We start from the raw sequence: 12,184 nt of genomic DNA on the forward strand, positions 1-12,184 counted from the left end.
GGCATCGATTCTCATCGAGGCGCGGGGTAGCTCCCCCACTCAGACGCCGAATAGATGAAAGCAAGCCAAACACGACATCAGAAACAGTATTGCAGAAAAGGGGGTAACCATAGATGTGGGAGCGAGCTTGCTCGCGAAGAATCCCCAATCAGGTGTTCCTTAAAGGGGCGTGCGCGCCCCCATTGCTCCCATATGTAACACCTGCCACCGCCTCCCACGACGGCCATGCTGTCACTCTGCCTCCAAGCTGTTCACCGCAGCACCTCTACCACAAGGGCCGAGAAAAAAATCTGCTTTGGCACTGGAAACAGGCACGTTGATTGCTATTGTTAATATCGTATACGAAATCCACAATACGATACCCAACAGCACGTCACCCATCACGAGGCCTCTATGAAAAACCCCGCATTTGCCGTAGCCCTCAGCGCTGTGCTCAGTACCTCCTTTGTCACCACCGCCCAGGCCGACAAGCTCGACGACATCGTCGGTTCGGGCAAGCTGCGCTGCGCCGTAACCCTGGACTTCCCGCCCATGGGTTTCCGTGATGAAGGTAACAACCCGGCGGGTTTCGACGTGGATTATTGCCACGACCTGGCGAAGATCCTCGGGGTCGAGGCCGAGGTGGTGGAAACGCCGTTTCCCGACCGTATTCCGGCACTGGTCTCCGGGCGTGCCGACGTGATCGTCGCCTCCACCTCCGACACCCTGGAGCGGGCCAAGACGGTCGGTCTCACCGTGCCGTACTTCGCCTTCCAGATGGTGGTGCTGACCCGCGACAACACCGGCATCAACAGCTTCGACGACATCAAGGGCAAACCCGTCGGCAACACTAGCGGCACCTATGAAGCCATCGCCCTGGAAAAAGACGTGAAGAGCTGGGGCAGTGGCAGCTTCCGCGCCTACCAGTCGCAGAACGACACCCTGCTGGCGGTCGCCCAGGGCCATATCGACGCCACGATCGTGACCAACACGGTCGCCGCCGCAACCATCAAGTCGGGCAAATACAAGAACCTGAAAATCGCCGGCAACGCGCCTTACGTGATCGACTACGTGTCGCTGGGGGCCAAGCGTAACGAGTACGGCCTGCTGAACTACCTCAATCTGTTCGTCAACCAGCAGGTGCGCACCGGACGCTACAAGGAGCTGTTCGTCAAATGGGTCGGCACCGAGATCCCGCCGACCAACCTGACCGTGCCTCAGGTCTACTACTAAGGTGTCCGGCATGCCTAGGCTCACTTCTCTGACCGGGCGCAGTCTGGTCTCGGGCGCCGCCGAGGGCGCCTTGCTGTTCGCCGATGTCGGCCTGAGTTTCTGGGGCGGGGTCGATCCGTACAGCGGTGAGGTCATCGACCGTCACCACCCCCTCAGCGGCCAACACCTGGCCGGCCGGGTGCTGGCCATTCCCAGCGGCCGCGGCTCCTGTACCGGCAGCAGCGTGCTGATGGAACTGATCAGCAACGGTCATGCCCCGGCAGCCCTGGTGCTGGCCGAACCGGATGAGATCCTGACCCTGGGCGTGCTCGTGGCGCAGACCATTTTCCAACGTTCCCTGCCGGTGCTGTGCATCGGCCGGGAGGCCTTCGCCACCCTGCGCGACATGGCGGTCGCGCGGGTCGAAGACAGCACCCTGTGCCTGTTCGAGCAACCGCCCGGCGATGCCTGGCGGGCACTCGACAGCGCCCTGCCGAGGCCCGACAACCCCAGCACCCTGCAACTCAGCGAACTGGATCAGGCCCTGCTCGCCGGCCAGCATGGCCAGGCCGCGCAAGTGGCGATGCAGATCGTCTTGCGCATGGCCCAGTTGCAGGGCGCACAACGCCTGGTGGATGTCACCCAGGCGCACATCGACGGCTGCATCTACACCGGCCCGGCCAGCCTGCGTTTTGCCGAACAACTGGTGCAGTGGGGCGCGAAAGTGCGCGTGCCCACTACCCTCAATTCCATCTCCGTGGACCAGCGCCGCTGGCGCGAACTGGGCATCGACCCGGCCCTCGGCGTACCGGCCAGTGCCCTGGGTGATGCCTACATGGCGATGGGCGCACAACTGAGTTTCACCTGTGCGCCCTACCTGCTCGACAGCGCCCCTAAGGCCGGCGAGCAGATTGTCTGGGCCGAATCCAATGCCGTGGTCTACGCCAACAGCGTGCTCGGTGCGCGGACCCTCAAGTACCCGGACTACCTGGACATCTGCATCGCCCTCACCGGCCGTGCGCCCCTGATCGGCTGCCACCTGGACGCCCAGCGCAAGGCCCGTCTGCGGGTGCAGGTACCCGAGCTGGCTGAGTTGGACGACGCGTTCTACCCGCTGCTCGGCTACCACATCGGTGCCTTGGCGGGCAGCCGCATTCCCCTGGTGCTGGGCCTGGAACAGCGCCAGCCAAGCCTGGATGACCTCAAGGCCTTTGGTGCAGCCTTCGCCACCACCTCCGCGGCGCCGCTGTTCCACATTGCCGGGGTCACCCCCGAGGCGCTCGACCCGCGCCAGGTGCTGGAGGCCGATGCCCTGCCCCCACTCGAAACCATCCGCCTGCAAGACCTGCTGGCCAGTTGGCGTGAACTCAACAGCGCCCGCGACAGCCGGGTCGATGTGGTGTCCCTGGGCAACCCGCATTTTTCCCTGAGTGAATTCGCCCACCTGGCGCGCTTGTGTCACGGCCGGCGCAAGCACCCCGACGTCGTCCTGGCCATCACCTGCGGCCGTGCGGTGCTGGAGCAGGCGCGGGCCGACGGGTATATCACGACGATCGAAGCCTTCGGCGCGACCCTGGTCACCGACACTTGCTGGTGCATGCTCGGCGAGCCAGTGATCCCGCTGGCGGCCACCACCCTGATGACCAACTCGGGCAAATACGCCCACTACGCACCCGGTCTGGTGGGGCGCAAGGTGCACTTCGCCAGCCTCAAGGAATGTGTCGACGCCGCCTGCACCGCCACGGCCAGCGGGCGCCTGCCGGCCTGGCTGCAACCTGCCGCCCGCCTGGAGAATCCTGCGCATGTTTGACTACAGCTTCCAATGGCGCTCGGCCCTGCGCGCCCTGCCGGACATGCTTGCCGGCGCCCTGGTGACCTTCGAGACGGCAGCCCTGTCGATGATCTTCGGGGTGCTGATCGCCCTGGCCCTGACCGTGATGCGCGAAACCCGCAACCCGTTGCTGCGCGGGATCGGCAACGGCTGGGTATCGATTGCCCGCAATACCCCGTCGCTGTTCCAGATCTACGTCCTGTACTTCGGCCTGGGTTCGCTCGGTCTGCATGTCAGTTCGTGGTTCGCCCTGCTCGCCGGGATCACCTTCAATAACGCCGGCTACCTGGCGGAAAACTTTCGCGGTGGCCTCAAGGCCGTGCCTGACACCCAGGTGCGCGCCGCACGCTCGCTGGGCATGAGCGCCTTCCAGGCCTATCGCCTGATCATCGTCCCGCAACTGCTGCGCATCGTCTTCTACCCACTGACCAACCAGATGGTCTGGGCGGTACTGATGACTTCGCTGGGGGTGATCGTCGGGCTGAACAACGACCTGACCGGGGTGACCCAGGACTACAACGTCAAGACGTTCCGCACCTTCGAGTACTTCGCCATTGCCGCGGTCCTGTACTACCTGATTGCCAAGGCGATCGTCGCGGTGGCCCGACTGCTGTCGTGGCGGCTGTTCCGTTACTGAGGAAGTGAGCATGTTTACCACCAGCTTCTCAATGAATGACCTGCTGTTCCTGCTCAACGGTGCCTGGGTCACCCTGCAACTGACGTTCTGGTCGATCATCCTCGGCTCCGTGGCCGGGCTGCTGTTCGGCTTGCTGCGCGCCCTGTTGCCACGCGCCAGCCTGCCCCTGGCCTGGGTGCTGGACGTGTTTCGCAGCGTGCCCTTGCTGATCCAGTTCGTGCTGTTCAATTCGCTGAAAAGCATCGTCGGCCTGAACATCAGCGCCTTCAGTGTCGGCTGCATCGTACTGGGGGTATACGCCGCCGCGTACTTCACCGAAATCGTCCGTAGCGGCGTGCTCTCGGTGCCCTACACCCTGCGCCGCGCCAGTCGCTCCCTGGGCCTGAGCTACCTGCAGGACCTGCGCTGGATTGTCCTGCCGATGGCCACCCGCGTGGCCTTCCCCGGCTGGCTGAACCTGGTGCTGAGCGTGATGAAAGACACCGCGCTGGTGATGTGGATCGGCATCGTCGAACTGCTGCGCGCCTCGCAAACCATCGTCACCCGCATCCAGGAACCGTTGTTGGTGCTGTGCGTCGCGGGTCTGATCTATTACGTCATGAGCCTGGTGGTTGCCCGCCTGGGCGCTCGTCTGGAAAGAAGGTGGCAAGAAAATGATTGAGATCGACAACGTACACAAATCCTTCGGCGACCTGGAAGTGGTCAAGGGCGTCAGCCTGACGGTGAACAAGGGCGAGGTGGTCTCGATCATCGGCGGCTCCGGCTCCGGCAAGTCGACCCTGCTGATGTGCATCAACGGTCTGGAGCCGATCCAGAAAGGCAACATTCGCGTCGACGGCGTCGAGGTCCACGGCAACGGCACCGACCTCAACCGCCTGCGGCAGAAAATCGGCATCGTCTTCCAGCAATGGAACGCCTTCCCACACCTGACGGTCCTGGAGAACGTCATGCTGGCGCCGCGCAAGGTGCTGGGCAAAAGCAAGGCCGAGGCCGAGGAGCTGGCGGTCAGGCAACTGACTCACGTGGGCCTGGGCGACAAGCTCAAGACCTTCCCCGGCAAGCTCTCCGGCGGCCAGCAACAACGCATGGCCATCGCCCGCGCCCTGGCGATGTCGCCGGACTACATGCTGTTCGACGAAGCCACCTCGGCCCTCGACCCGCAGTTGGTGGGCGAAGTCCTGGACACCATGCGCATGCTCGCCGAAGACGGCATGACCATGGTCCTGGTGACCCACGAAATCCGCTTCGCCCGGGACGTTTCCGACCGCGTGGCGTTCTTTCGCAACGGCCTGGTGCACGAGATCGGCTCGCCGGACCAGGTCATCGGCAACCCACTGCACGCGGAGACGGCGGCGTTTCTCAAATCAGTGAAATGACCCCAATCCTGTGGGAGCTGGCTTGCCAGCGATGGCCGTCAACGATGACACGTGCAGTCTGGATAAACGCGTCGTCCTTGCACTCTTCGCTGGCAGGCCAGCTCCTACGGTGATCGAGGCCCTGACAGACAACACAAGGAGCAACTCATGCGTTCATCAAAAGTCATCCATGTGGTCAGTTGCCACGCCGAAGGCGAGGTCGGTGATGTGATCGTCGGGGGCGTTGCGCCGCCAACCGGCGCCACGCTGTGGGAACAGTCGCGCTGGATCGCCCAGGACCAGACCCTGCGCAACTTCGTACTCAACGAACCGCGCGGCGGGGTGTTCCGCCACGTCAATCTGCTGGTGCCGGCCAAAGACCCGCGGGCACAGATGGGCTGGATCATCATGGAGCCGGCCGACACCCCGCCGATGTCCGGGTCCAACTCCCTGTGCGTGGCCACCGTGTTGCTGGACAGCGGCATCCTGCCGATGACCGAACCACAAACCCGGCTGGTGCTCGAAGCCCCGGGCGGCCTGATCGAAGCGGTCGCCGACTGCCGCGACGGCAAGGTGCAACGGGTGGAGGTCAAGAACGTGCCCTCCTTCGCCGACCGCCTCGACGCCTGGATCGAAGTCGAAGGCCTGGGGTCGCTGCAGGTCGATACCGCCTACGGTGGCGACAGCTTTGTGATCGCCGATGCCCAGCGCCTGGGCTTCTCGATTCGCCCCGATGAGGCGGCGGACCTGGTGGCGGTCGGGCTGAAAATCACCCGCGCGGCCAACGAGCAACTGGGTTTCGTCCACCCGCTGAACCCCGAGTGGTCGCACATTTCCTTCTGCCAACTGGCGGCCCCCATCGTGATGGAGAACGGCATTGCCACTGGCGCCAATGCGGTGGTGATCCAGCCCGGCAAGATCGACCGCTCGCCCACGGGCACCGGCTGCTCGGCGCGCATGGCGGTGTTGCACGCCAAGGGCCTGATGCAGGTCGGCGAGCGGTTTATCGGCCGCTCGATCCTCGGCTCCGAGTTCCACTGCCGCATCGATTCGCTGACCGAAGTCGCGGGACGCGCCGCCATCTACCCGTGCATTTCCGGGCGGGCCTGGATCACCGGCACCCACCAACACCTGCTCGACCCCAGCGATCCGTGGCCACAAGGCTATCGCTTGTCGGACACCTGGCCCGGCGCCTGAAGCTGCCCGGACCAACGGCGCGTAAAACCCTTGTTTATTTTGCAAAAAGCACTAGCCGAGTTTCGGCATTTAAAATATCGTATACGAAATACAATAAACAAACCGGAGGCAACAATGAGCAAGCGCATTAACTGGAGTGGCGTCTTCCCCGCGGTGACCACCCAATTCAACGATGACTTCTCGATCAACCTGGAAAAGACCCACCAGGTGATCTCCAACGTGATCCGTGATGGCGTATCCGGCCTGGTGGTCTGCGGTTCGGTCGGCGAAAACACCTCCCTGACCGCGGAAGAAAAAATCGCCGTGACCGAAGTCGCGGTCGACGCTTCCCGTGGTCGGGTCCCGGTGATCTGCGGCGTGGCCGAGTTCACCAGCGTGCAAGCGGCCAAGGTGGCCAACGCCGTGCGCCGGGTCGGGGTCGATGGCGTGATGCTGATGCCGGCGCTGGTCTACGGTTCCAAACCCTTCGAGACGGCCGAGCACTACCGCTACGTGGCGAAAAATGCCGACGTACCGCTGATGGTCTACAACAACCCGCCGATCTACAAAAACGACGTGACCCCGGACATCCTGATTTCCCTGGCCGACTGCGACAACGTGGTGTGCTTCAAGGACTCCTCCGGCGACACCCGGCGCTTCATCGACGTGCGCAATGAAGTGGGCGATCGCTTCGTGCTGTTCGCCGGCCTCGACGACGTGGTCCTGGAAAGCATCGCCGTGGGCGCCGAAGGCTGGGTCTCTGGCATGTCCAACGTGTTCCCCAAGGAAGGCGAAACCATCTTCCGCCTGGCCAAGGCCGGTCGCTTCGCCGAAGCCATGCCGATCTACGAGTGGCTGATGCCGATCCTGCACCTCGATGCCCGTGCCGACCTGGTGCAGTGCATCAAGCTGTGTGAAGCCATCGCCGGTCGCGGCAGCGCGCTGACCCGTCCGCCACGCCTGGCCCTGCCGGAAGCCGATCGGGTATTCGTCGAGCAGATCATGGCCAAGGCCCTGGCTAACCGTCCAGAGCTGCCGGACGTCGGCCTCTGAGTGAGTGCCGGGCGGACCTTCGCGGCCCCGCCCGGCTGCCTGTTTTTGCGCCCCTACAGGAAACGCCAGCATGTCCAACGCTCAATCCACTCAACGCGCAACCACCCCCGCCGGACTCAAACGTGTGGTCGGCGCCGCCATGGCCGGTACCGTCGCCGAATGGTATGAATTCTTTCTCTACGGTACGGCCTCGGCACTGGTCTTCGGCCAGCTGTTCTTTCGCCAGACCGACAGCCCCATCGACGGCATCATCGCCGCCTTCGCCCTGTATGCCGTCGGCTTTCTCGCCCGCCCCCTGGGCGGCCTGGTGTTCGGTCACTACGGTGACAAATTCGGCCGCAAGCGCCTGCTGCAACTGAGCCTGGTGGTGGTCGGCATCACCACCTTCCTCATGGGCTGCCTGCCCGGCTTCGACCAGATCGGCTATGCAGCACCGGTGTTACTGGTGCTGTTGCGGCTGATCCAGGGATTCGCCTTTGGCGGTGAATGGGGCGGCGCGATCCTGCTGGTCTCCGAACACTGTCCGGACAACCGCCGGGGTTTCTGGGCCAGTTGGCCGCAAGCCGGGGTTCCGGCGGGCAACCTGGTGGCCACCGTCGCCCTGCTGCTGTTGTCGTCGAACCTGTCCGAGGAGCAGTTCCTCGCCTGGGGTTGGCGCGTGGCGTTCTGGTTCTCGGCGGTGGTGGTACTGATCGGCTACTGGATTCGCACCAGCGTCGACGATGCCCCGATCTTCAAGGAGGCCCAGGCTCGCCAGGCGCAGACCAAGCAGCAACAACTGGGGGTGGTGGAAGTCCTGCGCCATCACTGGCGTGCAGTGCTGGTGGGGATCGGCGCGCGGTTTGCCGAGAACATTCTCTACTACACGGTGGTGACCTTCTCCATCACGTACCTCAAGCTGGTGGTGCACAAGGACACCTCGGAAATTCTGTTCCTGATGTTCGGCGCCCACCTGCTGCATTTCTTCCTGATTCCGTTGATGGGTTACCTGTCGGATATCGTCGGACGCAAACCGGTGTACCTGACCGGGGCGGTGCTCACCGCGTTCTGGGGCTTCATCGGCTTTCCTCTGATGGACACCGGCAACAACTGGCTGATCATGGCGGCGATTACCCTGGGCCTGGCCATCGAGTCGATGACCTACGCGCCCTACTCGGCATTGATGGCCGAGATGTTCCCGACCCATGTGCGCTACACCGCCCTGTCACTGTGCTACCAGGTGGCGCCGATCTTCGCCGGCTCCCTGGCACCGCTGATCGCCATCACCTTGCTCAACAAGTACCACAGCTCGACACCGATCGCCTGGTACCTGGTCGGCGCCTCGCTGATCTCCATCGTCGCCGTCGGCCTGACTCGGGAAACCCGTGGCAAATCCTTGCACCTGGTAGACGCCGAGTCCGCGGCGCGGATCGCCGCCCTCGACCCGAGCGCCACCCCCCACGCCGCGCCGACTCACTGGCGTAACCCGCCTGTTTTTTTGTAGGAGCTGTTTTATGTCCGACGTTCTCGGCCACAACTACATCGGCGGCGCTCGCAGCGCTGCCGGCAGCCAAACCTTGCACAGTTACGACGCCAACACCGGCGAGCCCCTGCCCTACGCGTTCAGCCAGGCCACCGAGACAGAAGTGGACGCTGCCGCCCAGGCCGCCGCGAGCGCGTATCCGGCCTTTCGCGCCTTGGCGGCCAGTCGCCGCGCCGAATTTCTCGAGGCCATCGCCGAACAACTGGATGCACTGGATGAACAGTTCATCGCCCTGGTCAGCCGCGAGACCGCGCTGCCGACGGCGCGCATTCAGGGCGAACGGGGACGCACCAGCGGCCAGATGCGCCTGTTCGCCCACGTCCTGCGCCGTGGCGATTTTTACGCCGCGCGTATCGACCGCGCCCTGCCTGATCGCAAGCCATTGCCCCGCGTAGACCTGCGTCAGTACCGGATCGGCGTGGGTCCGGTGGCGGTGTTTGGCGCCAGCAATTTCCCCCTGGCCTTCTCCACCGCCGGTGGCGACACAGCCGCTGCCCTGGCCGCCGGCTGCCCGGTGGTATTCAAGGCCCACAGCGGGCATATGGTGACGGCTGAACGGGTCGCCGATGCAATCATCCGTGCCGCCGAACAGACCGGCATGCCCAAAGGCGTGTTCAACATGATCTACGGTGCCGGGGTCGGTGAAACCCTGGTCAAGCATCCGGCGATCCAGGCGGTCGGGTTTACCGGCTCATTAAAAGGCGGTCGGGCCCTGTGCGACATGGCCGCCGCACGCCCGCAGCCGATCCCCGTGTTCGCCGAGATGAGCAGCATCAACCCGGTGCTGGTCTTGCCCCAAGCCCTGCGGGTGCGGGGTGCAACAATCGCCAGTGAACTGGTGGCCTCGGTGGTGCAAGGGTGCGGGCAGTTCTGCACCAACCCAGGCTTGGTGATCGGGATTCGCTCTGGCGAATTCAGTGCCTTCATCGAGCAGCTCAGTGCCCTGATGGCCGAGCAGCCGGGGCAAACCATGCTCAACGCCGGCACGCTGGCGAGCTACACCCGCGGGGTCGAGGCCTTGCACGCGCACCCGCAGGTCAGCCACCTCGCCGGCCGCGCGCAACAGGGTCGCCAGGCCCAGCCGCAGTTGTTCAAGGCACACAGCCGTCTGTTGCTCGAGGGTGACCCGCTGTTGCAGGAGGAAGTGTTCGGCCCGACCACGGTGCTGGTGGAAGTGGCCGACGCCGCGCAGCTGCAGCGCGCACTGCACGGTTTGCACGGGCAACTGACGGCCACGCTGATTGCCGAAACCGCTGACGTTCAGGCCCATGGCGAGTTGTTGCCACTGCTGGAGCAGAAAGTTGGCCGGGTGCTGTTCAACGGCTACCCAACTGGGGTCGAGGTGTGTGACGCGATGGTCCACGGCGGCCCGTACCCGGCCACCTCTGACGCCCGTGGCACCTCGGTCGGCAGCCTGGCCATCGAGCGTTTCCTGCGCCCGGTGTGCTACCAGAACTGCCCCGACCACCTGCTGCCCGAGCCCCTGAAAGATGCCAACCCACTGGGCATCAACCGCCTGGTCGATGGCAAACAGCAGCGTGAAGCCATCAGCCAATAACCCGTGGAAGCCTGCTCGCGCTGGTCGTCAACGATGACGAGTCAAACCTGATTCACCGCGGCACCTTTGCGTCCTTCGCGAGCAGACAGCAGCCCCTATACTGGATTTGTCTAGGGGGAGGGAGTGGAATGGGAAGTCCGGTACGCATTCTAGTGATCATGTCCATTGTGATATCGCTTTCGGCGTGCTTTGACCGCTCAATTTCAGGTAGTTACGTGGCCAAAGACTCATCCAGCGCTGAGCTCTTGCAACTTACTCAGGCCCAGGACGGAAAGATCGTAGGAACCCTACAGCACATAGCTCTCAAAAGCGGTGGAGGGATAGAAACGTCGATGGCAAATGTAAGTGGCGTCGTTGATGGTGAGAGTTTGACCCTTACTGTGTCCCTGCCCGGTCTTCCAATCAGTCGGAACCTCAGCGGAACGGTTACCGCATCAGCATTGGAGCTAAATCTAGTCGGCAGCGCCGGCGCGGTAGCCAGCGCTCATTTCGCGCACGGCAGTGTCGCAGACTTCAATACTGAAGCAAAAAGGTTGGCACAGGCCGGCCAGTCGATCAAAGCTGAGAAGTTACGGGCTGATAAGGTCGAAACCTTGGACCGGTCCGCGCTGGCTCTCGAAGAGGCGCTGAATGCGTATGTGGAGAGGGCCAGAAAGCAAATCGACGATACGCCCCGCTTCATTTCTTACTTCACGCGCGCAAGCAACGACATCAGTGACAGGCTACGTTTTGCGCAGCGTCTTAACGGTGCGCAGAGATCTCAGGCCGAGGCTGCATTGGCACAAGTCTCCGCCTCCGAGCCCGCGATCCGGAATACCGGAGACTCGATCGATACGGCAATTGAGAATATGACCCGGGAAGAGGCATCTCTTAACATCCGAATGATGGCCTTCAATGGTAACTGCCTTGGCACGTCCACCGTCAAACCTGGAGATGTCATACCCAACATGGGCCCCTGCAAAGCACTTACATCGGCTGCAGCACGCTTTGGGGAGGTGAGAGTGCTTGTTCACGCAGCGCATGAGCGCCTCCAACTCCAAAAGAACGAAGCGATGAAAGAGATGGAGGCCACTTGGCAGTTGGCTACTCGACTTCCTTATCCTGTGAGATGACCGACTCTCATCAATTCAGATCAGTGCCTCAATGGTGTGGGGCTGGATTGCCTCAACTCCGAATTCCTCCAATACCGCATCAGGGAAAACTGGCTGGCCCACCGCTGCCAAAACCTTCCGTACCAAGCGTGATACGGAGGACTGGTCTCGACGTACCGAAGACGAAATGGTCCAAGGCGTCTATATCCGGCGCAGCAGCTCCGAACGCATGATGCTTGAGGCTGCACTCAAGCGCTACTTGAGCGACATTACCCCTACCAAGAAACCCACCACTCAGCGTGACGAAGCCTCGAAAGCCAAGAAGCTCATCGAGCACCTGGGTAAATACTCACTTGCTGCCCTCTCCGCTGAAATCATCGCCGGCTATCGCGACAAACGCCTGAACGAACACAGCCGTAATGGGAACATCAGCAACACCGTGCGTCTCGAACTTGCGCTATTGAGCCACCTGTACACAGTAGCGATTCAGGAATGGGGTTTGGGACTGACGTTCAACCCAGTGCTGAACATCCGCAAGCCGAGCCCGGGGGATGGTCTTGACCGGAGGCTATCGCCGGAGGAATGCCCGACTCGCTCCCACGGGGGAAATCCATACACCCGTAAAAACAGGTCGGCCGGCAGGCCGCCTCGCCCGCCCTTACCACTCAGGCCGACCGGCAGGTCGCCGTGCTCTGGCTTTTGATCTTGATCCACCCGCCCCATCGGCAGGCTGAGCGAAGGTGTCCATCAGGGGGGGGAGGCGCGTAGCG

General features: G+C 63.0%; 10 protein-coding genes and 1 pseudogene. All 11 read left to right on the plus strand.

What is annotated here, in order from left to right; genetic code table 11:
• Positions 1–393: 393 nt before the first annotated feature.
• A complete protein-coding gene (locus tag AACY45_RS26765) occupies positions 394–1,212 on the plus strand; it encodes an ABC transporter substrate-binding protein (RefSeq protein ID WP_339548436.1) in 819 nt (272 codons plus the stop codon).
• Positions 1,213–1,222: 10 nt separating this feature from the next.
• Entirely contained in the window at positions 1,223–3,001 is a 1,779-nt protein-coding gene (gene lhpI / locus AACY45_RS26770) for a cis-3-hydroxy-L-proline dehydratase (RefSeq protein WP_339548437.1), read from the plus strand.
• Positions 2,994–3,659, plus strand: coding sequence for an amino acid ABC transporter permease (locus tag AACY45_RS26775; RefSeq protein WP_095169116.1), 666 nt, complete (start codon positions 2,994–2,996; stop codon positions 3,657–3,659). The genes lhpI and AACY45_RS26775 overlap by 8 nt, the downstream gene beginning before the upstream one ends.
• A 10-nt stretch (positions 3,660–3,669) precedes the next feature.
• Complete coding sequence (locus AACY45_RS26780) at positions 3,670–4,320, plus strand: amino acid ABC transporter permease (protein WP_339548439.1); 651 nt, start codon at positions 3,670–3,672, stop codon at positions 4,318–4,320.
• Positions 4,313–5,035, plus strand: coding sequence for an amino acid ABC transporter ATP-binding protein (locus AACY45_RS26785; protein WP_339548440.1), 723 nt, complete (start codon positions 4,313–4,315; stop codon positions 5,033–5,035). The genes AACY45_RS26780 and AACY45_RS26785 overlap by 8 nt, the downstream gene beginning before the upstream one ends.
• A gap of 147 nt (positions 5,036–5,182) precedes the next feature.
• Positions 5,183–6,211: a trans-3-hydroxy-L-proline dehydratase gene (locus AACY45_RS26790; RefSeq protein WP_339548441.1), complete on the plus strand. Its 1,029-nt coding sequence runs from the start codon at positions 5,183–5,185 to the stop codon at positions 6,209–6,211.
• A gap of 114 nt (positions 6,212–6,325) precedes the next feature.
• Positions 6,326–7,243 carry a dihydrodipicolinate synthase family protein gene (locus AACY45_RS26795; RefSeq protein WP_007903713.1) on the plus strand — a complete coding sequence of 306 codons (918 nt, stop codon included), beginning with the start codon at positions 6,326–6,328 and terminating at the stop codon, positions 7,241–7,243.
• A gap of 70 nt (positions 7,244–7,313) precedes the next feature.
• The gene (gene abaF / locus AACY45_RS26800) at positions 7,314–8,726 is read left to right on the plus strand and encodes a fosfomycin efflux MFS transporter AbaF (protein WP_339548443.1); all 1,413 of its coding nucleotides are present in this window, start codon (positions 7,314–7,316) and stop codon (positions 8,724–8,726) included.
• Positions 8,727–8,736: 10 nt separating this feature from the next.
• Positions 8,737–10,323 (plus strand): aldehyde dehydrogenase (NADP(+)), encoded by a 1,587-nt coding sequence (locus AACY45_RS26805; protein WP_339548444.1) that lies wholly within the window; start codon positions 8,737–8,739, stop codon positions 10,321–10,323.
• 128 nt (positions 10,324–10,451) lie between these two features.
• Positions 10,452–11,435 carry a hypothetical protein gene (locus AACY45_RS26810; protein ID WP_339548445.1) on the plus strand — a complete coding sequence of 328 codons (984 nt, stop codon included), beginning with the start codon at positions 10,452–10,454 and terminating at the stop codon, positions 11,433–11,435.
• A 31-nt stretch (positions 11,436–11,466) separates the two neighbouring features.
• Positions 11,467–11,997, plus strand: a pseudogene (locus AACY45_RS26815) (site-specific integrase); the annotation flags it as partial.
• Positions 11,998–12,184: the final 187 nt, after the last annotated feature.

The sequence above is a fragment of the Pseudomonas sp. RA_35y_Pfl2_P32 genome (genome assembly GCF_963970735.1).
Classification (GTDB): Bacteria; Pseudomonadota; Gammaproteobacteria; order Pseudomonadales; family Pseudomonadaceae; genus Aquipseudomonas.

Excerpts from the sequence above, each read along its gene's own strand:
- AACY45_RS26810 (WP_339548445.1), top strand. The coding sequence starts at position 10,452 with ATGGGAAGTCCGGTACGCATTCTAGTGATCATGTCCATTGTGATATCG.
- lhpI (WP_339548437.1), top strand. The coding sequence starts at position 1,223 with ATGCCTAGGCTCACTTCTCTGACCGGGCGCAGTCTGGTCTCGGGCGCC.
- AACY45_RS26765 (WP_339548436.1), top strand. The coding sequence starts at position 394 with ATGAAAAACCCCGCATTTGCCGTAGCCCTCAGCGCTGTGCTCAGTACC.
- AACY45_RS26775 (WP_095169116.1), top strand. The coding sequence starts at position 2,994 with ATGTTTGACTACAGCTTCCAATGGCGCTCGGCCCTGCGCGCCCTGCCG.
- AACY45_RS26805 (WP_339548444.1), top strand. The coding sequence starts at position 8,737 with ATGTCCGACGTTCTCGGCCACAACTACATCGGCGGCGCTCGCAGCGCT.
- AACY45_RS26780 (WP_339548439.1), top strand. The coding sequence starts at position 3,670 with ATGTTTACCACCAGCTTCTCAATGAATGACCTGCTGTTCCTGCTCAAC.
- AACY45_RS26785 (WP_339548440.1), top strand. The coding sequence starts at position 4,313 with ATGATTGAGATCGACAACGTACACAAATCCTTCGGCGACCTGGAAGTG.
- abaF (WP_339548443.1), top strand. The coding sequence starts at position 7,314 with ATGTCCAACGCTCAATCCACTCAACGCGCAACCACCCCCGCCGGACTC.
- AACY45_RS26790 (WP_339548441.1), top strand. The coding sequence starts at position 5,183 with ATGCGTTCATCAAAAGTCATCCATGTGGTCAGTTGCCACGCCGAAGGC.
- AACY45_RS26795 (WP_007903713.1), top strand. The coding sequence starts at position 6,326 with ATGAGCAAGCGCATTAACTGGAGTGGCGTCTTCCCCGCGGTGACCACC.